Raw genomic sequence first — 19,281 nt, 5'->3', positions numbered from 1 at the left:
AAAAGTTGAGTTTACCAACTCAGCTTTTATATTTTCAGCATTTATGATAGAATAATATCAAAGGCTAGACAAGGAGAACCCTATGAAAAAACTGATATGGCTTTTGTTCACTTTCTTCACACTCGTCTTTCTCAGCGCCTGCGGTCAGCACGCTACTTTTCAGGGAAAATGGAAGGCCCAGAAAGCAAACGGCGAAAACATTGACATTTTTTTCAATGACAAAACAGGCAAACTAGGTAATAAAGAATTTCACTATAAGATAGATGATTCAGGCTATCAAGACAATACTAAATATTACAGTATCACCGTCAGCGAGACCTATCACTACACCATCCTTTTCCCAGACGATGATATGAAAATAGCTACCCTTATAGAACCTGAAGACCCATCGAGCGATCCTCTTTATGGTGAAATGCTCTACGCCATGAACCGAGATGCCTATCCTGATTTTGACGATTATGTGGATAAATACCTGTATCAAGATTAAGAACCCTGCTGAGTATATCAGCAGGATTTTTCAAATTAAAAATAGTTTAACCCGAGCTAATTGCTCGGGTTAAGTTGTTGTTTGATGACTTCTATTTTTCAACACGTGATTTGTTGGCAATGTCTGCTAAGATTTGCTCTACAAATTCGTCTACTGGTATTGTATGTGTTTCTTTTTGACCGTAGCGGCGGACATTAACAGTACCGTCTTCTCCTTCCTTGTCACCAACGATTAGCTGATAAGGAATCTTGCTAGTTTGTGAGGCACGAATCTTGTACTGCATCTTTTCATTGCGCTCGTCCACATCAGCGCGGATACCTTTGTCACGCAGCTTCTTAGCCACTTGCCAAGCATAATCAATATGGGCCTCGTTAGAAACAGGAATCAAGGTCACTTGATGCGGAGCCAGCCAAGTCGGGAAGGCACCCTTGTAATTTTCAATCAAGATAGCTGTGAAGCGCTCCATGGTTGAGATAACCCCACGGTGAATCATAACTGGGCGATGCTCTTCACCGTCAGCTCCTACATACTTGAGGTCAAAACGCTCTGGCAAGAGGAAGTCTAGCTGGATAGTTGACAGAGTTTCCTCATTTCCTAGGGCTGTTTTAACCTGGATATCCAGTTTTGGACCGTAGAAGGCTGCTTCTCCTTCTGCCTCAAAGTAGTCCACACCCATTTCATCAAGGGCTGCTCGCAGCATGGTTTGGGCATTTTCCCACATCTCATCGTTATCAAAATACTTATGCGTATCCTGAGGATCACGAAGAGACAGACGGAAACGATATTCTGTCAAGTTGAAGTCAGCGTAAACGTCGATAATCAACTGCAGCGCACGCTGGAATTCATCCTGGATTTGCTCTGGCGTTACAAACAAGTGGCCATCGTTCAAGGACATTTCACGAACCCGCTGCAAACCAGTCAGGGCACCAGATTTTTCGTAGCGGTGCATCATGCCAATCTCAGCAATACGGATTGGAAGCTCACGGTAAGAATGAACGTGGTGTTTATAGACTTGGATGTGGTGAGGACAGTTCATAGGACGAAGAACAAACTCTTCCCCATCACCCATATCCATGGTTGGGAACATATCCTCCTGGTAGTGCTCCCAGTGACCAGAAGTCTTATAAAGCTCCACAGAGGCCAAAGGCGGAGTGTAGACGTGTTGGTAGCCTGAAGCCAACTCTTTATCAACGATGTAGCGCTCCAACTCGCGACGGACCGTCGCACCATTTGGCAGCCAGAATGGCAAGCCTTGACCCACTTCTTGTGAAATCATGAAGAGATCCAGCTCTTTACCTAACTTACGGTGGTCGCGTTCTTTAGCCTCTTCCCGCATTTGCAGATATTTCTTCAGGTCTTTCTTGTCAAACCAAGCAGTACCATAGACCCGCTGCATCATAGCATTGTCGCTGTTCCCGCGCCAGTATGCACCAGCCACGTTCAAGAGATGGAAGATTTGGATTCGACCTGTAGATGGAACGTGAGGCCCACGGCAGAGATCCACATATTCACCCTGACGGTAGATGGTCAAACCGCCCTCATCTTCTGAGTGCTCTTCAATCAATTCCAACTTGTAAGGATCGTTTTTGAAAATTTCACGCGCTTCATCCTTGGTCACTTCCTCACGGATGGATGGGAAGTTTTCTTTGACGATTTTCTTCATTTCTTCTTCAATACGAGGCAGGTCTTCATTTGAAATTTGCCCAGCTTCATTGTCCGTATCATAGTAGAAACCGTCCTGAATAGCAGGTCCAACGCCCAAGTGAATATCTGGGAAAAGACGGCGAGCTGCTTGCGCAAAGAGGTGGGCTGCTGAGTGACGCAAGATATCTAAAGCATCTTCGTGGTCAGGTGTCACGATTTCAATGGCACCATCTTCAGTAATGGCCCGAGTCGTATCAATCAATTTGCCGTTGAATTTACCAGCCAAAGCTTTTTTAGATAGGGAATTGCTGATAGATTGAGCAATTTCAAAAGTTGTAACGCCAGATTCGAATTCACGCACAGCGCCATCTGGGAAAGTAATCTTAATCATGAGTTTTCTCCTTATCTATCATCCAAATATTTTAAGAATCTATTCTTTTATTGTAATAGTTGATTTCTAGGATTTCTTGTAGCTCAGTTTTATGCCAGCCTGCACCAATCATTACCTTATTAACATTAAATTCAAAACTCTGTTTATCATTCATCGAAAACTTAAGTTTATATCCCATGAACAAGCGCTTCTTAAATTGATATGCTTGGATATCTTCTGCTGAAAATTCTCCTACAATGTCTCCTAATTTCCCCATAGGAGTAATAGAAATGATGTAAATTCCTGTCTCAGTAAAAACAATTAAAAAGTAGGCATTTGCAGTGCCTCCCAAACGCTGAGTTCCATAGACCGCATGCAGCGACTCAGCTATGCTAGAATCTAAGCCATGTTTCATTAAATAAGCCTTAATTTCTTCGAATTTGAATCCCATACAGATCTCCTTTATTCATTTTATTTTTATAATATTGTAGCAAAGGAAAAGCCATCTCTCGCCACCCAAAAAGTAACAAAAGAAAAATGAAAACAAAAAACGACATCCTCAAAAGGACGTCGCAACGTGGTTCCACCTTCATTTATGTAAGTCAAAAGACCCACACCTCGAATCGGCTCTAACGTAGCCACCGTTTTATGTTTGCATAAAAGCTGATAGAGTAGTCCCAACTGCATCCTCTACGCGATTTCCAGCTCCACGCGCTCTCTATAAGATTTCCTGCAGGTGATTTGTCTCTAGAAAACATTATAACACGATTGGAGAAATTTGCAAGAGCTATTGACCATCAAAACCAGAAAAATGATTTAGAGCCTCTTGACTCAAAGTTGCAGCTTGACGTTTTTTGCGGTATTGCTCTGCCAACAGCATTCCTCCCAAAGAAAGGAATAACAAGACATGAATATCCCTAGCATTATAAAGCGTGGAAGTGATTGGATTATAAATCTTGTCTCCTGAGTAAAAAAGTCCGTCAAAAAAGTTTTTGAATAGATAATAATACTGAACCCCTGGAATCAAAAGAAGAAAGGGCAGAGAAAAACCTTGCATCCGAGTATTTATATAAACAATCACTGCACCAAACAAAGGAAGCAGCACAGCATAATAAAATAAATTAAGATTAGAAAGCCAGCTCAAATCGCTTCCCATACTTTCTGTATTGTCTATAAGATATCTCCAAAGCTCTTGCCAAATCCAATCTGAAGCAATGAAAATGCCATAGAACAAAAGCAGCCACGGCAACTGTTTGAGATATTTTTTCATAAGATTTCTCCTCTATTTCTAAATAAAACCTTGCATAAATAGCTATTGCCGCAATGATGCAAGGCATGTTTCTATTCTAATAATTTAGTTATATTCCTTATTTTTTTCACTTGCTTACTCGAAGCTTTGAGGATACGAGCAGAGCCATTGATTGGTAGAGAGATGACCTTGCCAGGCAAATAGGCCACCGTCTTGGCCAGACGCTTGGCAGCACTTTCCTCTGGGCTAAGCTCGTTGTGGAAGTCCTTGGAAATGGTTAAATCCAGATAAAACTCATAGACTCTGCGACCAAAATTCTCCGCTGAAATTTCGTAGAGCTTGTCTGCTAACTTCTGCTCATCCATATCAGGTGTCGCAATAATTGCCTCTAAAATAGCACCTGATAAATCCCGCTCTTGGTAATAAAGGGTTCCAAAAATCTTATCACTGATAACATTATCCAGATAGGGATTGCCATGAGCAATAATCGGTGTACCGCTGGCTAAGCTTTCCAGATAAGTCAGACCTTGAGTCTCACTGGTTGAGGCAGATATAAAGAAATCCGTAGCTTTGTAGTAAAGGGCCGTATCACTAGGAGCAATCATCCCCGTAAAAATGACAGCTTCTTCAATCTGAAGCTTAGCAACCAATTCTTTCAAGTCTTCCGCATAGGGGCCGTCGCCGACAATGACTAGCTTGACTTTGTCATTTTCTTCAAGGACGGCAGGCATCGCCTCAACGATAGCCTGGATATTCTTTTCATAAGAAATTCGCGACAGACTGAGCAGCATAATCTCATCTTCAGCCAATCCTAGCTTGAAACGGAGCTTCTTGATATCCTCACGTGAAATTTCCGGCCGCTCAAACTTCGCCAGCTCAATCCCTGTCGGAATCACCCGTTTTTCTGCTTCGATTTTATAATCAACCAAAAGGTCATAAACAATCTCGCTAGGGCAGATAACCCCATCCAAGTCACTCATGAAGCCACGGACGATGTACTTAACCATGCTAGGACGGATGACCATCCCCTTGGCAATATAGTGCACATAATCCTCATACTGGGTATGATAGGTATGTACTACCGGAATCCGCAGCTCTTTGGCAATCCAAATCCCCAGCAGCCCTAATGAAAACTCAGTCTGGGTATGGATAATATCCAGCTGGTACTGACGGGCAATTTCTAAGGCATGAGAAAAACCTCGGTAAGCCACTCTCCGGTCCTTAAAGGCAAAAAAAGGTACGCTGGGAATCCGAATAATCTGCCAATCCTCATAGCGATTGACATCCTTGTCCGTCGTCGTAAAAATAAATACTGTGTGACCTAATTTTTCCAGCTCCGTCTTCAAAGTCCGAATACTGGTAGCAACCCCAGAGACCTGAGGAAAATAGGTATCTGTAAAAAGACCAATACGCATCTTACATCTCCAAAACTGTTTGATAAGCCTTGACTAACTGATCTGCAACATCGTCAATAGACCGGCTTTTAGCCACCTGATAGCCTGCTTCGCGCTTGTCCACCTTTTTATCTAAGACATTTCTCAGAGACTGGACAAACTCATCTACATTATGGCAGAGCTCGGCTGAACGCTCATCCACCCAGCCCTGATAGACTGGAATATCACGCAGCACAACATTCTGCTCACTAGCCAAGGCTTCCAGGACAACAATTCCTTCAGTTTCCTCATAGGACGGGAAAAAGAAAGCATCTGCTCCAGACATGGCTCCCTGGAAAACCGCTCCCTTAAAATAACCAGGGAATTCGACATTATCAGGGTGGTCAAAGAGAACCAAACGGCGAATCTTGCGCGGAATCAACCAGAGATTAATAGAGCCCAGCCAGATAAAGCGTACATCAGGCATCCTGCGGGCAACCTCTACAAAATCCTCAATCCCCTTGCGGCGGAAATAAAGTCCAGCACAGACGACCACCTTCTGCCCTTCTTCAATCTTAAAATACTTTTTAAAAACTTCTTCCTTGCGAGCATCTTTCTTATACTTAGGCAGGTCAATACCGTTTGACACAGCCACCATAGGCGTAGTGACCCCATAAGACTGGATAAGCTGCTTGGAATACTCCGATGGCGTGATAATGAAATCCGCCTTTTTATACATGTGAGTCAGATATTTACCAAAAAGCGGAGCAAAGAGATTGGATCCAATAAAGGAATTTTCAAAGTCCTCCTTGGTCGAATGCCCATGCATAATCACTTTTTTATTGCCCCTCTTGGCAGCATGCAGGAGAAGCAAGCTACGGGGACCATAGGTATTGATGTGGACCACATCATAATCTCCTAAAACGTCCGTCGTATAAGGAATCCCAGCCAAATCCAAGGCGTGCATCTGGTGCTGGAGGGCTCGGCCGATTCCTGATTTCTCCAAAACGGACTTTCCTTCAAGGTACAGTAATACTTTCATACTTCCTATTATACCGAAAATCAAATAAAAAGGAAAACCACAAGGGCAAATGAGGTAAAAAATCCATCCAAAGCCTGATAGCATATAGAAAACGCTCTAGCTGAACGGAAACACAAAAAAGCTGAGGTACTACACCTCAGCCTCGCTTCATAATCATGAAACTCCATTAAAGCAGTCATTGACTTAGTCTCTTCACTCGCTTTTCAAATTCAGAGAAGTTCCTAAGCAGACTTGCAGAACAACGCTTATTTCCGAGTTGATTTACGCTCGCTAATGCTGTGAGCTAGGAGAACTTCGCGTTCTTCCAATTCTTCCTTATGCATAATCTTAGTCAGCATGCGCATACTGATAGCGCCGATGTCATAGAGGGGCTGACCGATTGTGGAAAGGTTAGGACGAGTGAAACGAGCTACTTGCGAATCATCACTGGTAATGATTTCGAAATCTTCTGGAACCTTGATTCCTTGATCAGACAGACCATTTAAGAGGCCTGCTGCCAGTTCATCTCCTGTGACAAAAGCTGCAGTTGCTTTGGAAGCAATGACACGCTCCGCCAAGTGGTAGCCATCATCATAAGAATATTTAGACTCAAAAACCAAGCCTTCGCTGTAAGAAAGCTTCTTGTTCTTCAAGCCATCTTTATAGCCTGATAGACGGATTTTCCCGTTGATATCATCTACAAGTGGTCCGCTGACAAAGGCAATTTTCTTATTGCGCTTAGCCAGTAATTCTACAGCATCAACTGTTGCTTGCTTGTAGTCAATATTGACGCTCGGAAGCTGATGCTCCACATCGACAGTACCCGCCAAAACGACCGGTGTACGCGAACGTGAAAACTCTGAGCGAATTTTCTCAGTCAGATGATAGCCCATAAAAATAATGCCATCCACCTGCTTAGAAAAGAGAGTATTGACAACGGATACTTCCTTATCATCATCCTCATCACTGTTAGCCAAGACAATGTTATATTTATACATTTCAGCAATATCATCAATCCCTTTTGCCAAGGTTGAGAAATAGCTATTGGTAATATTTGGAATGACAACGCCAACGGTTGTAGTCTTCTTGCTGGCTAGTCCACGTGCTACTGCATTTGGGCGATAGTCAAGACGATCAATGACCTCTAAAACTTTTTTACGTGTGTTTTCTTTGACGTTCTTGTTTCCATTCACTACTCGACTGACTGTCGCCATCGAAACTCCCGCTTCACGGGCGACATCATAAATCGTTACTGTGTCGTCTGTGTTCATATAGTTTCCTTTCTTCTATTGAAAATATCGTTTTCACTTTCCTACATTCACCATTTTATCACTTCTTGTAAACACTTTCAAGTATTTTGATAAGTTTTTGAAAAGTCTTGCTTTTTTTGACATTTTTTGCCAAAATAGAGGCATAGAAAGAAGGTTGTGACCATGACAAAAATCCAACAAATCACCCACTATCTCGAGAATGAGAAGCTAGATGCCGCTGTTCTGTCTGATCCAGTCACTATCAATTATCTGACTGGTTTCTACAGCGATCCGCATGAGCGGCAGATGTTTTTGTTTGTCTATCCTGACCATGAGCCCCTGCTCTTCGTTCCTGCTCTAGAGGTTGAGCGGGCTTCAGGAGCTGTTCCCTTTTCAGTCCTTGGCTATATGGACTCGGAAAATCCTTGGCAGAAGATTAAAGCAGCCCTTCCGGCTCACTCCTTCAAGACTGTCGCTCTTGAGTTTGACAACTTGATTTTGACCAAATATCATGGATTGAAAACTGTTTTTGATAGTGCAGAATTTGCCAACCTGACTCCTTACGTCAACCGCTTGCGCCTGATTAAGTCTGCCGATGAAATTCAGAAAATGCTGGTAGCTGGGCAATATGCGGACAAGGCTGTCAATATCGGTTTTGACAATATTTCACTGGAAAATACCGAAACGGACATCATCGCTCAGATTGACTTTGCCATCAAGCGCGAAGGCTATGAGATGAGCTTTGAAACTATGGTCCTGACGGGAAATAATGCAGCTAATCCGCACGGTATTCCCGGATCAAATAAGGTCGAAAATAACGCCCTCCTGCTCTTTGACCTTGGCTGCATGGTCAATGGCTATGCCAGCGATATGACAAGGACCGTTGCTGTCGGCCAGCCGGATCAGTTCAAAAAAGATATCTACCATCTGACATTGGAAGCCCAGCAAGCTGCTCTTGACTTTATCAAGCCAGGCGTCACAGCTCATGAAGTAGACCGCGCCGCTCGGCAAGTCATCGAAAAAGCGGGCTATGGTGAGTATTTCAACCACCGCCTTGGCCACGGTATCGGTATGGATGTTCACGAATTCCCATCTATCATGGAGGGCAACGACATGGTCATCGAAGAAGGCATGTGCTTCTCTGTTGAGCCTGGTATTTACATCCCTGGTAAGGTCGGTGTCCGCATCGAGGACTGCGGCTATGTCACTAAGAATGGTTTTGAACTCTTCACCGAGACTAGCAAGGACTTGCTGTATTTTGAATAGAATTTTATCAGCCTATATTATGTCTTGAATGATTATTGGCTTGGTAAAGACCTTCTGGTTATTTGAGCTATCATTATTGGATATCGTTATAGCTACCTCAGTTCTTACGCATTTATAATTTCAAAAAAACGATAGAAATATTTCTGTCGTTTTTTCTTGTTTCCTGGTATTTATTTAGATTCAGCTGCTTTCCCTCTAATGATGTGAGCTGTCAGAGACTTTCCAAAGAACTCATTTGCTCCGCACTAACCAGTTCTTACACCAGAAACATATTTTCATCATTGAGAAGAGAATGCATCACAAATCCTTATCATATCACAGGTTTTTATCCCTTCTTGCCCTTCTTATTTAAAAATGTTATAATTTTTTATGAAATTGTCTAAAAATTCTAATCTTTGCTATTAAGGAGGTCTGGATGCTCTTCAAAAGGTCAGAAAATCACGGATTTTCTCGCTATATCTGCCTGCTCTTGCTTCTCATCATTTTTCTGGCTTTTTCCCTCTTTTTAGCTGTTTCTTTGGGATCAGTTACTATTGACATACAAGATACTTACCAGATTATTTTCAGCAAGTTCGGTTTTTACCTCGGCACAGGCAAACTATCGCCGTCTACAATCGCTATTGTTTGGAACATGCGGGTTCCAAGAGTGCTTTTGGGAATCCTAGCTGGTGCTGGGCTGTCTGTCTGTGGCAGCGTCATGCAATCTACTGTCAATAATCCCATCGCAGAGCCTTATATCCTAGGAATTTCAGCGGGTGCAACCTTCGGAGCCACACTGAGCATTATCTTAGGGCTCAAATCCATTACTGGCACAGGTGCCTTTATAGGAGCCATTCTGGCATCGGCAGTGGTACTTTTTATAGCATCCATGCAGGGAAAAATAACGACGAGCAGTCTGATTTTATCAGGAACAGTTGTAAATGCCCTTTTTATCGCCTTTTCCAACTTTATCATTTCTGTCGGTGCTAATGCTGACAGCCTTATGACAATCAAGTTCTGGACTATGGGCTCACTGGCCGGAACTTCTTGGTCAGATCTTGTCTTGCCGGCTCTTGTTGTTGGTCTCTCCTTTTTGTTTTTCTGTTCCCAGTATCGTATTTTCAATACTATGATGATGGGGGACGAAGCAGCTCTGACACTGGGAGTGCCTCTACATTTTTACTGGTTCCTTTATATCACAGTTGTCGCAGTCATGACAGCGGTGCTGGTTGCCTGCTGCGGCATTATCGGCTTCGTCGGACTAATCACTCCGCACATTGCTCGTAGATTAGTCGGTACCAACTACAAAAGGCTCTTTCCTATCGCTACCCTGCTCGGCTCTCTCTTTCTTGTCTGGGCAGATGTTTTGGCTCGAATTTTGGTCAAAAATGCCGAACTGCCGATTGGGATCTTCACCGCTTTGGTCGGCGCCCCCTTCTTTATCTACATTGTAGCCAAAAGCCGAAAGGAGGTAAGCAGCTGATATGGATCTAACTTGCCAAAATATCCACTATTCTATTGGCCCAAAAGAGATTTTAAAAGGGATTTCGCTCAAGGTCGAGGGAAATCAGTTTCACACCATTTTAGGACCCAACGGAAGCGGCAAAACTAGTCTGCTCAAAACTATCTACCGCCAAATCAAACCTGATAGCGGGAACATTTATCTAGACGGAAGACCACTTGAACAGGTCAGCATAAAAAAAGCAGCCCAGAAAATAGCCGTTGTAACTCAGTTTAACCATCTTCAGTTTGACTGTACTGTCCAAGAAATCGTCATGCTGGGCAGGACGCCGCATCTCTCTTTTTTTCAAAAAGAGAGCGAAAAAGACTATGCCCTCGTCCGTCATGCCTTGAGTCAGGTAGACATGCTGGACAAGAGAGAGCGAACCTATCTATCCTTGTCTGGTGGTGAGAAGCAAAGAGTCCTGCTGGCACGCGCTTTGGCTCAACAGCCAAGCCTACTGCTCCTAGACGAGCCGACCAATCATCTGGATATCAAATACCAGCTGGATATGCTGCGTATCGTGAAAAACCTGAACATCAATGTTTTGGCTGTTTTACACGACATCCAACTGGCTTGTCGGTATTCAGACTATTTGTACCTCATGAAGGGAGGTGAGATTGCATACCAAGGCGCTCCAAAGGAGGCCATCACCCATGATTCACTGCAAGCCGTTTACGGCATTCAGAGCAAAGTGATCTGGACCAAGGATCAACAGGCCATGATTCAGTATCTATAAGAGTCTGTTTTCAGCTTTATCTATACAAGCTCCAAGCCCAAGAAAGGAAGGCAATATGAAAAAAATACTCAGTATCTTACTCGTCGCAACTGCTGCACTGACAATGGCAGCCTGCAATTCTTCATCTAAGGAAAGTACGAAAGAAAGCTCAACTTCGCAATCTTCCTCCAAAACTAAAAGCGCGAAAAAGAGCACAGCAGAGACAAAATATCCAGTGACAATCAAAACTTACGATGCCGAAGGCAAGGAGATTGATCAGGTCTTTGAAAAGGCACCGGAAAAGGTCATCACCAACAACCTTTCGACGACCGAAATCTTGATTGAACTAGGATTGAAAGACAAGATCGCTGGTATGCTCAATCCAGACAACGACGTCACAGATAAATACAAGGCTGATATTGCCACCATTCCGCAAGTCGGCGACAAGAAAACCGTATCACAAGAAACTATCCTATCCTATGAGCCAGACGCTCTTCTTGGCCGAAACATGATGTTTTCCGAGAAGTCTCTGGGAACAGTCAGTGCCTGGAATGAAAATAAAATCCCTGTCTATACACAGAAGGCTTCCCTGTCCAATACCAAGCAAGATCTAGGCAATATCGTTGAAGATGTCAAGAATATAGGAACCATCTTTAACGTTCAAGACAAGGCCAACCAGTATGCTGACCAGCTGCAGGCAAGAATTGACAGTGTCAAGAAAACCAATAAGGCTAGTCAAAGGGAAAAGAAAAAAGCGCTCATCATGTGTGCCTACAACGATGAGACTTTCGGTGCCTATAAATCTGCCCTGCAGGAGAGTCTGCTTAACCAGCTCGGCTATACCAATGTAGCGACTGGAACCTCTGACCTAACCTTGGAAAATCTGGTCTTTATGGATCCAGAAGTCATCATCTACGTAACCAGCGACCGCAACAAGGCCATGGATGAACAAGCAGTTGATCTAATGAAAGCTAATCCCGTTCTGGAAGATGTCCCAGCGGTTAAGAACCAGAAGATTATGACCATCTCCTATGATGAGTTCATGGATTATGGACCTTCTGTAATCGACTCACTCGAGAAAATCAATGATTTTGTCAATAAATAAGACCTTTGTCTGGGATGGGATCACTGTCAATATTGCCCTGCCCCAAGATTATGACGGATCCCGACCTTATCCAGCAATCTTGCTAAATGATGGCCAGATAAACTACCTGAGCAGGCTTTCTTCATCGGTAATCTTAATCGGACTGATATCAAACAACAGGCTAGACGATTATACACCCTGGAAAGCCAATGCTCTAAGGCCTGGCAATCCTGATTTTGGCGGCGGAGCAGATAGCTACCACCAAAAACTATTCAACGGTATATTAGCAGAAATCAGACAGCACTACCTACTGGATGACAAGAGAATTGCCTATGGTGGCTACTCTCTCGGTGGACTAGCGGCTGTTTACAGTCTCTATAGTGTCTGCGAAGTTCCCTGTGTTTTTTCTATCTGCGGTTCTTTTTGGTACCCAGGTTTTAGCGACTATTGCCGGACACAGGACTTGAAAAACAAGGACTGTCTAGTCTATTTGCAGAATGGAAAGACAGAAGGTGCGAATCACTCGAACCGACTTTCCAAAGCTCCTTTTTATGCTGCAGAAATTCATCGCTTGATTCAGAAAGAAATCCTTACCACCTGCTCCGCCTTTGACCCTTACGGTCATCATGAAGCTCTCAAAGAGCGCTATGCTGCCTTTGCAGAATGGTTGACTACACAATGGCATATCGACTAACGAAAAACCCCTTTGTCACTCACAGCAGCTGACAAAGGGGTTTTTTAGTTTATTAATGCAAGCAAAAGACTCTTACCAGTAAAATGATAAAAGTCTTGAGTAGAAAGATTTATTCAGTCTTCTCCCCAGTCTCCAACTCCAGTAGGAAGGCTTTTTTATCAAGACCGCCAGCATAACCGGTCAATCTGCCGTCGCTTCCGACAATCCGATGGCAGGGAATCAGCAGGGAAATAGGATTATGACCAATGGCACCACCGACTGCTCTAGCCGAGCCAATCTTTCCATACTCAGCCTGCAATTCCCGCAAAATATCTGAATAGGTAGCCGTTTGCCCATAGGGAATCTTCTGCAGCACTGTCAAAACCTTGCTTCTGAACTCTGTAACTTGAGGCGCCAATGGAATCTCATCTGTCGCAGGATTTTCTCCCTTAAAATAAGCGTCCAACCAATCAGAGACGCATCGGCTGACTTCTGTCTCCTCCTGCTGCGCTTGCTCCAAATCATAGCCTGCCCCAAAATATTTCTGACCCTCCAACCAAAGTCCCAACAAGGCATTTGCGTCTGTCAAGATGAGAATCCGGCCAATCGGTGATGCATAATAAGTCTTGTACATGGTTTTTCTTTCTTTTAGCTTCTTGATATGCCTTATTATACCACTCTTGTCTTAATTTTTGCCACAATCCCATCTGGGTCTGTGACTTCTAGCTCTTGGGAGCTAATCCATCGGACTGGCGCCTGCAAGTCCAGAGCATTTTCATAAATAGATACTAGCTCTTCTTTTCCTTCTACTTGCGCTTCAAAATAGGCTAGTCCCAGTTGCATCGGTTGACGATGATTCAAGTGAGAGCCTCCCCATTCATTGACTGCTAAATGATGATGGTAGTTACCTGATGCCAACCAGCTAGCAGAAGGTACAGAAAATTTATCCTCCAAGCCTAGAAGCTTTTGGTAAAAATGACTGGCAGCTCTGCTATTTTTCACAGACAGATGGACATGGCCCATACGAGTGCCTTCCGCAATACTAAATGGTTGGACTTCCTGACCTAGTTCATAGATTTCTTGAGCCGCGAGCGCTTCCGTCACTCCGATAATGCGGCCATCTTCTCGAATATCCCAATCAGTCTGAGGTTTATCCCGATAAAGCTCAATGCCATTGCCTTCTGGATCCTCCAGATAAATGGCTTCACTATAACCGTGGTCTGCCCCTCCAACCATAGGAACTTTATTCTCTGATAAATGCTTAAGGATATCCGCCAAAGCTTGACGACTTGGAAGCAAAAGCGCCAAATGATAAAGACCGTAAGCCGACTTGACGGACTGTCGGTCACTGGTTGCTAAGAGCCTCACCAGCGCTTGTCCGTCCCTGCCCAAAGCAACCTGTCTGTCCTGCTCTTCCAAAAGCTCCAGTCCTAAAACACGCTGATAAAAGTCCTTTTGTCTTGCTAAATCGGCCACATAAAGCGCCACCTCTCCTAGATAAATCTTGCTTTGATATTCAAAAGTCATGTTTTTCTCCTCTCTTAAATTTAAAATTTCAGCAGTGCTCCTGCCAAATCTTTTTTTATTTTCCCAAAACAGAGATAGGTTCCTTGATGCGGATTCCTTCCTTTCCATTTGCTCCGAAAGATTATTTTAAATTGTAATTGTTTTTGTTACATTTATTAGTATAGCACATCTTAATGTAATGTCAACAATTACATCTTGGAAAATTCTTAACAAAAAACAACCTGCTCACTGGGAAACAGATTGTTCTTTAATTTCTTTTTCGGTTGCTGCGACAACTTCGTCAAGGCTTGTCTGAGCCAATTCAGCTTCCATGGCTGCCTGAATAGCCGCCAAGCGGTCGTCTAAGACATTGTGAATGTTCTTGCCGATAGGACAGTCTGGATTGGGCTTGTCATGAAAGCTAAAGAGCTGGCCGCTCTTGCCAAGACACTCAACAGCGCTATAGACATCTAAAAGGCTAATGTCTTTCAAATCTTTGGCAATCTCTGCTCCTCCAGTTCCACGAGCAACGGTAATCATCCCGGCATTCTTGAGCTGGGACAGGGTCTTGCGAATAATAACTGGATTGACGCCGACACTGCCAGCAAGGATATCACTTGTCAGTTTTTGTTTTTTTCCCTCCAAAGCCAGGACAATCAGCATATGAGTGGCAATGGTAAAACGGCTAGAAATCTGCATTTTTTCTCCTCCCTCATCATCTTCTCTCACTATTATATCTCAAAAATGGTGTAACTTCAAGAGTTACGACTGGACTTTAAGAAAGCTGCGATCTCATCCGCGTAGCCTTCCCGCTCACTGATTTCTCTCAGCAGGTCATGATTGTGGGTATGGTGGATACCATTGACCAAGCTCTCCCGATAAATCTCATAGTAAGGCAAGTGGAGCTCCCGAGCCAATCGTAGCTCCTGTTCCACATCATAGGCCACGCGCCGAAGGTCGACATCAGCCAGACCCGTCTCATCAATCTCTACAATGGCATACTGAGCTCGCAAGTCCTGACGCAAAGCCGAATCTAGAAAGAATGGCTGACCAATAGAGCCGGGATTGATAATCAGCTGGCCCTTAGTCCCGTAGCGGAGAAACTGCTGGTGAATATGACCATAAACAGCAACAGCGCAGTCATTCCCTTCAAAAAGGCGGTCGAAATTGCTCTGCTCGCCAATATGAATCAGCTCCCGCCCCCAATTCTTATCGGGCAGATGATGGCTGACCGCAATCTTCAATCCCTCTACTTCTGTTAGGATTTGCAGAGGAAGTTCTTGCATGCGGTCAATCTCTTCAGGACGGATTTCCTCTAGGACAAAATGACAGAGCCGGGTCAGGTAGAGATGACTAGGACGATCCAAATCCAGTTTTTGATGCAAGGCATGCCAGAGGCTGTCTTCCCAATTCCCCCTGACCTGGAGGCTGATGTGCAGCTGCTCCATCCTATCTAGGATATTCCTGCGACCGGTTCCTGGCAGGAGCAAGTCTCCCAAAAACCAATAGTCTGTCACTTGCTGGCTTTCCGCATCCGCCAGTACTGCTTCCAAGGCTGTGCTATTCCCATGCACATCGGATAATAAGGCAATTTTTCGTGTCATCGTGTGTCTTTCTCTTTCTTTACAAGGAATATTATATCAAAGTTCAAAAAAACTTCCACCTCACAAGTGAGGGAAAGTTTTGAAGTATTTTTATCAATCAACAGACTTGAGTGCTTCCAGCATATCCACCCGTCTGAGGCGGTAATTGACAAAGAAGCCAAGCAAGGTCAGAATAAGAGTCACCGCTGTTAGAGGAAACAGATAGACTGAGGGACTTACTTGAGGGGTTAAGCTGATAATGCTAGGCGCAACTTTCTCAATCAAAAACCGATGCAGGAAGAAACCGCCTAGAAGCCCAACTGCCATCCCAATCACTGAAAGAATAATGGTCTCTCGATAGATATAGAGGGTCACTTCCTTATTATGAAAGCCCAAAACCTTGATAGTGGACAGCTCGCGAATCCGCTCGGCCACATTGATATTTGTCAGATTATAGAGAATGACGACTGCTAAAAGAATGGAAATCAGGACCAAAACCAGCATTGTATTATTAAGAGAATCAGCTAGAACGTTGAACTGCTTCACCATACTAGCATTTTGTGAGACACTCTTGACAGACTTGAGGCTCATAAATTCATTGGCCTTGTCCACAATATTTTTGCTAGAAGAGTCCTTGAGTCGCACTAGATAAGCGTTTTTCTCGGGCTTTTTCCCGTAAATTTTCTGGTAGTCCGTCGCCTTCATAAAGGCAAAATGGCCAAAATGATTCTCACTGACTGCTGCGAGCTTGACAGACTTGCCACCCAGCTCTATACTACCACCGGGGCTAACTCCAGCTATACGGGCCAGTTTATCCGAAACAACTACACCGTCCTTGATAGTCAACTTTTGCTGGTTGTCAGGCTTTTCCAGAGAAATAAAAGGTTCAAAATTTTCCTTGTCCGTAACCATTAAAGTGACTGATTCTGTCTCTTTTTTTCCTTTGTATTTCTCTGTCAAGGTTTCACTATGGATTTCCTGATAATCAGCAATCGAGCCATCTACCAACATCTTTTTCAGCTTGTCTTGTTCGGCTTGATTCTCCCCAGGATTGACAGCGACAATCAAGTCGTATCGCAGAATCTCCTCAAACTGACGTTTGGGAATACCACCAATAGAAGACTGGAGTCCTAGGCCGGCAAAGAGTAGAGCAACAGACCCCGCCACACCAAAGATGGTCATAAACATCCGCTGTTTATAACGAAAGATATTGCGGGCTGTGACCTTCTGAGTAAAGCTAAGACGTCGCCAGATAAAGGGCAGTCTTTCCAAGAAAATCTTGGAGCCCTTGACCGGTGGCTTGGGCAAAAGCAAGTGAGCTGCTTCCTCTGTCAGCTCCCGTCTTGCCACCAAATAGGCAGGGAGAACGCTGGAAAGAAGGGAAAGCCCAAGGGCCAGTAAACTATAGGAAATATAAAAATATGCATGAGGGGCAGAGAGCACCATCCCTCTGGTAATAATAGAAGAAATCACTCCAGACAAGAAATAATGTCCCAGCAGAATCCCTATGAGGGTACCTAGACTCCCCGCCACCAAACCGTAAAGAGCAAACTTGCGAATGATATCTCGGCTATGATAGCCTAGAGCCTTGAAGACGCCTGCATTTGTTCGCTCCTCATCGACAAAGCGAGTCATGGTGGTAAAGGTCACTATAGCTGCCACCAAATAGAGCACCACTGGGAAAATATTACCAATCAACGCAATACTATTCATGGAGTTTTTATACATATGATAGCCATTCCCACCTGGCAGAGACTTGCGGTCATAGCTATGATAGGCCGGCTCTTTCAAACGATTCAGGTCTGCCTTAGCGTCAGCTAGCTTGTCCTTGCTAGCTGATAAGTCTTTCTCTGCCTGTGCCAGCTCAGCTTTTTTCTGATTGAGCTGGGACTCAGCTTCCTGAATCTGCTGCTGGCTCTGGCTGAGCTGGGCAGGAGGGAGGATAGAAGCGGATTGAGCTGCCGCTAGCTGGTTTTTTTGCTGGTCTAGCCGACTCTGAGCTTGCTCTAATTGTTTTTTACCTTGGGTCAGCTCGCTCTCAGCCTGAGCAATCTTATCTTCGCCATTCTGAATGATGCTTTTAGCATCTACCTCTAATCTCTTAAAGCGAGCCTCTCCGTTATCTTCCAGGCTCTTGTCCAAAGCTGTCTGGTGCTGCTCCAAACGCTCCTGATAACTTTCAGAGAAGGGAGCCAGCTTTTCTAAATCATGATAGCGCAGGCGGGCAATACTGTAAACATCTGTATCAAAGGCCTTGGGGCTGACTACAGCATAGGCTGATAAAGCCCCGCTACCACTAGTCGCATTGCCTAGATTTCTATCAGACCAGAGCTCTGCCGAGTTGACAAATCCCACAATCTTATAGGTCTTGTTTTTTAAAACTGACCGACTGCCTGCTTTCTCGGTCAGATCAATCTCCTGACCAAGTTTGTATTTCTTAGACCAAAAGCTAGCCAGGGCAATTTCTTGCTCTTTCTTAGGAAGACGACCGGAGGTCACTTGAAAGTTTGAAATATCCTTGGTATCTGAGAATACTCGGAGAGCCTCTTCGTCTACGGTGACATCTGTCAGATAGTCAAACTCGACATCAGCTCCCTTGATAGCTTCCAGCTCTTTCTGATCCGCCTTATCCAAACCATAGTCCGCCATAACAGCCAAGTCCATGGTTCGCTGCTCCTTCAAGTAATCTGTTGCTGTTCTGCGCATATTGGGTGGAGCGACCTTGAGCCCCACGAGAGCTAGAGAACCCAGCATCATAAGGATTAAAATAGATAGGAAACGTCCTTTAGAGCTAGTGAAGGAGCGCAGAATATCTTTCCAATAAATCTTTCTCTTCATATCAATACTCCAATGTACTTATATCCTGTGGTTGTTCATTGACTGTAACACTCTTAATCCTCGCATCGTGCATACGGATGACCCGATCAGCAATGGGAGCTAAGGCAGCATTGTGGGTCACGATAATAACAGTCGCTCCTTGATTGCGAGACATGTCCTGTAAGATTTGCAGCACTTGCTTGCCGGTATTGTAGTCCAGAGCCCCTGTCGGTTCGTCGCAGAGCAAAATTTTGGGATTTTTGGCCACAGCCCTAGCGATAGACACCCGCTGCTGCTCCCCGCCTGATAGCTGTGCAGGAAAGTTATTGAGGCGATTTTCCATACCAACCGCAGTTAGAACGGCCACTGGATCTTGAGCATCCTTGACAATCTCAGAAGCCAATTCGACATTTTCCTTGGCCGTCAGGTTGGGCACCAAATTGTAAAACTGAAAGACGAAGCCCACATCATTGCGGCGATAGTCCGTCAGCTGGTGGGAATTGTAGTCAGCAATATTCTGGCCGTCTATCAGGATATCTCCCTCATCATTGCTATCCATACCTCCGAGGATATTAAGCACCGTAGACTTACCAGCACCAGAAGCACCCAGGATAATGACCAGTTCCCCCTTTTCAATCTCAAAAGAAATATCATGATTGGCGACAATCTCCGTGTCACCTACCTGATAACGTTTAAAACTATGTTTCATTTCAATATAAGCCATGTCATCATCTCTCCTTTTCAAAACTCGTTTCCTTAA

19 protein-coding genes are annotated in these 19,281 nt (G+C 44.2%); 6 read left to right on the top strand and 13 right to left on the bottom strand.

Going from position 1 to position 19,281, the window contains the following annotated elements; genetic code table 11:
• Window positions 1–82 precede the first annotated feature (82 nt).
• Window positions 83–487: a hypothetical protein gene (locus tag J1C91_RS03955; RefSeq protein ID WP_125438163.1), complete on the top strand. Its 405-nt coding sequence runs from the start codon at window positions 83–85 to the stop codon at window positions 485–487.
• 91 nt (window positions 488–578) lie between these two features.
• Here J1C91_RS03955 and thrS read toward each other — a convergent pair whose 3' ends face one another.
• From thrS to ccpA, 7 genes are all read right to left on the bottom strand, one after another.
• Window positions 579–2,522 (bottom strand): threonine--tRNA ligase, encoded by a 1,944-nt coding sequence (gene thrS, locus J1C91_RS03950; protein ID WP_125438166.1) that lies wholly within the window; start codon window positions 2,520–2,522, stop codon window positions 579–581.
• A 31-nt stretch (window positions 2,523–2,553) separates the two neighbouring features.
• Window positions 2,554–2,952, bottom strand: coding sequence for a hypothetical protein (locus J1C91_RS03945; RefSeq protein ID WP_048774242.1), 399 nt, complete (start codon window positions 2,950–2,952; stop codon window positions 2,554–2,556).
• Between the two features lie 26 nt (window positions 2,953–2,978).
• Window positions 2,979–3,188 (bottom strand): hypothetical protein, encoded by a 210-nt coding sequence (locus tag J1C91_RS03940; protein ID WP_080556560.1) that lies wholly within the window; start codon window positions 3,186–3,188, stop codon window positions 2,979–2,981.
• A 100-nt stretch (window positions 3,189–3,288) separates the two neighbouring features.
• Window positions 3,289–3,771 (bottom strand): hypothetical protein, encoded by a 483-nt coding sequence (locus J1C91_RS03935; RefSeq protein WP_002909288.1) that lies wholly within the window; start codon window positions 3,769–3,771, stop codon window positions 3,289–3,291.
• Between the two features lie 71 nt (window positions 3,772–3,842).
• A complete protein-coding gene (locus J1C91_RS03930; protein WP_002909287.1) occupies window positions 3,843–5,165 on the bottom strand; it encodes a glycosyltransferase family 4 protein in 1,323 nt (440 codons plus the stop codon).
• Window position 5,166: 1 nt separating this feature from the next.
• Complete coding sequence (locus J1C91_RS03925) at window positions 5,167–6,165, bottom strand: glycosyltransferase family 4 protein (protein WP_032912409.1); 999 nt, start codon at window positions 6,163–6,165, stop codon at window positions 5,167–5,169.
• A gap of 245 nt (window positions 6,166–6,410) precedes the next feature.
• Complete coding sequence (ccpA, locus tag J1C91_RS03920) at window positions 6,411–7,415, bottom strand: catabolite control protein A (protein ID WP_002894913.1); 1,005 nt, start codon at window positions 7,413–7,415, stop codon at window positions 6,411–6,413.
• Between the two features lie 162 nt (window positions 7,416–7,577).
• On the opposite strand from ccpA, the gene J1C91_RS03915 reads away from it, so the two are divergent.
• The 5 genes from J1C91_RS03915 (at window position 7,578) to J1C91_RS03895 (ending at window position 12,636) form a co-directional block, all read left to right on the top strand.
• Window positions 7,578–8,660 (top strand): M24 family metallopeptidase, encoded by a 1,083-nt coding sequence (locus tag J1C91_RS03915; protein WP_002909284.1) that lies wholly within the window; start codon window positions 7,578–7,580, stop codon window positions 8,658–8,660.
• 415 nt (window positions 8,661–9,075) lie between these two features.
• Window positions 9,076–10,122 (top strand): FecCD family ABC transporter permease, encoded by a 1,047-nt coding sequence (locus tag J1C91_RS03910; RefSeq protein WP_002909283.1) that lies wholly within the window; start codon window positions 9,076–9,078, stop codon window positions 10,120–10,122.
• Between the two features lies 1 nt (window position 10,123).
• Complete coding sequence (locus tag J1C91_RS03905; protein WP_002909282.1) at window positions 10,124–10,879, top strand: ABC transporter ATP-binding protein; 756 nt, start codon at window positions 10,124–10,126, stop codon at window positions 10,877–10,879.
• A gap of 55 nt (window positions 10,880–10,934) precedes the next feature.
• Window positions 10,935–11,963, top strand: coding sequence for an ABC transporter substrate-binding protein (locus tag J1C91_RS03900; protein WP_002909281.1), 1,029 nt, complete (start codon window positions 10,935–10,937; stop codon window positions 11,961–11,963).
• A complete protein-coding gene (locus J1C91_RS03895; RefSeq protein WP_002904968.1) occupies window positions 11,944–12,636 on the top strand; it encodes an alpha/beta hydrolase-fold protein in 693 nt (230 codons plus the stop codon). Before J1C91_RS03900 ends, J1C91_RS03895 begins: the two co-directional genes overlap by 20 nt.
• 109 nt (window positions 12,637–12,745) lie before the next feature.
• Here the strand turns inward: J1C91_RS03895 and J1C91_RS03890 are convergent, their stop codons facing one another.
• The 6 genes from J1C91_RS03890 to J1C91_RS03865 all read right to left on the bottom strand — a co-directional run bounded on the left by J1C91_RS03890 (window position 12,746) and on the right by J1C91_RS03865 (window position 19,245).
• On the bottom strand, window positions 12,746–13,249 hold the full coding sequence (locus J1C91_RS03890; RefSeq protein ID WP_002904969.1) for a methylated-DNA--[protein]-cysteine S-methyltransferase: 504 nt from the start codon (window positions 13,247–13,249) through the stop codon (window positions 12,746–12,748).
• Window positions 13,250–13,284: 35 nt separating this feature from the next.
• Entirely contained in the window at window positions 13,285–14,142 is an 858-nt protein-coding gene (locus J1C91_RS03885; protein WP_032912408.1) for a VOC family protein, read from the bottom strand.
• Window positions 14,143–14,367: 225 nt separating this feature from the next.
• Window positions 14,368–14,820 (bottom strand): Rrf2 family transcriptional regulator, encoded by a 453-nt coding sequence (locus J1C91_RS03880; protein WP_002931101.1) that lies wholly within the window; start codon window positions 14,818–14,820, stop codon window positions 14,368–14,370.
• Window positions 14,821–14,876: 56 nt separating this feature from the next.
• The gene (locus J1C91_RS03875; protein WP_002909278.1) at window positions 14,877–15,725 is read right to left on the bottom strand and encodes a metallophosphoesterase family protein; all 849 of its coding nucleotides are present in this window, start codon (window positions 15,723–15,725) and stop codon (window positions 14,877–14,879) included.
• A gap of 93 nt (window positions 15,726–15,818) precedes the next feature.
• Window positions 15,819–18,542: an ABC transporter permease gene (locus tag J1C91_RS03870; RefSeq protein ID WP_002909277.1), complete on the bottom strand. Its 2,724-nt coding sequence runs from the start codon at window positions 18,540–18,542 to the stop codon at window positions 15,819–15,821.
• Between the two features lies 1 nt (window position 18,543).
• On the bottom strand, window positions 18,544–19,245 hold the full coding sequence (locus J1C91_RS03865; protein WP_002909276.1) for an ABC transporter ATP-binding protein: 702 nt from the start codon (window positions 19,243–19,245) through the stop codon (window positions 18,544–18,546).
• Window positions 19,246–19,281: the final 36 nt, after the last annotated feature.

The organism is Streptococcus sanguinis (assembly GCF_050222175.1).
Taxonomy (GTDB): domain Bacteria; phylum Bacillota; class Bacilli; order Lactobacillales; family Streptococcaceae; genus Streptococcus; species Streptococcus sanguinis_M.
Note: the sequence above shows the minus strand (reverse complement) of the source record. Positions and strands in the feature narration are given on the sequence as shown.

What these genes read in the sequence shown, in the direction of transcription:
- J1C91_RS03945 (WP_048774242.1), bottom strand. Translation starts at nt 2,952, where the DNA reads ATGGGATTCAAATTCGAAGAAATTAAGGCTTATTTAATGAAACATGGC.
- J1C91_RS03875 (WP_002909278.1), bottom strand. Translation starts at nt 15,725, where the DNA reads ATGACACGAAAAATTGCCTTATTATCCGATGTGCATGGGAATAGCACA.
- ccpA (WP_002894913.1), bottom strand. Translation starts at nt 7,415, where the DNA reads ATGAACACAGACGACACAGTAACGATTTATGATGTCGCCCGTGAAGCG.
- J1C91_RS03925 (WP_032912409.1), bottom strand. Translation starts at nt 6,165, where the DNA reads ATGAAAGTATTACTGTACCTTGAAGGAAAGTCCGTTTTGGAGAAATCA.
- J1C91_RS03955 (WP_125438163.1), top strand. Translation starts at nt 83, where the DNA reads ATGAAAAAACTGATATGGCTTTTGTTCACTTTCTTCACACTCGTCTTT.
- J1C91_RS03935 (WP_002909288.1), bottom strand. Translation starts at nt 3,771, where the DNA reads ATGAAAAAATATCTCAAACAGTTGCCGTGGCTGCTTTTGTTCTATGGC.
- J1C91_RS03880 (WP_002931101.1), bottom strand. Translation starts at nt 14,820, where the DNA reads ATGCAGATTTCTAGCCGTTTTACCATTGCCACTCATATGCTGATTGTC.
- J1C91_RS03870 (WP_002909277.1), bottom strand. Translation starts at nt 18,542, where the DNA reads ATGAAGAGAAAGATTTATTGGAAAGATATTCTGCGCTCCTTCACTAGC.
- J1C91_RS03910 (WP_002909283.1), top strand. Translation starts at nt 9,076, where the DNA reads ATGCTCTTCAAAAGGTCAGAAAATCACGGATTTTCTCGCTATATCTGC.
- J1C91_RS03900 (WP_002909281.1), top strand. Translation starts at nt 10,935, where the DNA reads ATGAAAAAAATACTCAGTATCTTACTCGTCGCAACTGCTGCACTGACA.
- J1C91_RS03940 (WP_080556560.1), bottom strand. Translation starts at nt 3,188, where the DNA reads ATGCAGTTGGGACTACTCTATCAGCTTTTATGCAAACATAAAACGGTG.
- J1C91_RS03915 (WP_002909284.1), top strand. Translation starts at nt 7,578, where the DNA reads ATGACAAAAATCCAACAAATCACCCACTATCTCGAGAATGAGAAGCTA.
- J1C91_RS03890 (WP_002904969.1), bottom strand. Translation starts at nt 13,249, where the DNA reads ATGTACAAGACTTATTATGCATCACCGATTGGCCGGATTCTCATCTTG.
- thrS (WP_125438166.1), bottom strand. Translation starts at nt 2,522, where the DNA reads ATGATTAAGATTACTTTCCCAGATGGCGCTGTGCGTGAATTCGAATCT.
- J1C91_RS03895 (WP_002904968.1), top strand. Translation starts at nt 11,944, where the DNA reads ATGATTTTGTCAATAAATAAGACCTTTGTCTGGGATGGGATCACTGTC.
- J1C91_RS03905 (WP_002909282.1), top strand. Translation starts at nt 10,124, where the DNA reads ATGGATCTAACTTGCCAAAATATCCACTATTCTATTGGCCCAAAAGAG.
- J1C91_RS03865 (WP_002909276.1), bottom strand. Translation starts at nt 19,245, where the DNA reads ATGGCTTATATTGAAATGAAACATAGTTTTAAACGTTATCAGGTAGGT.
- J1C91_RS03885 (WP_032912408.1), bottom strand. Translation starts at nt 14,142, where the DNA reads ATGACTTTTGAATATCAAAGCAAGATTTATCTAGGAGAGGTGGCGCTT.
- J1C91_RS03930 (WP_002909287.1), bottom strand. Translation starts at nt 5,165, where the DNA reads ATGCGTATTGGTCTTTTTACAGATACCTATTTTCCTCAGGTCTCTGGG.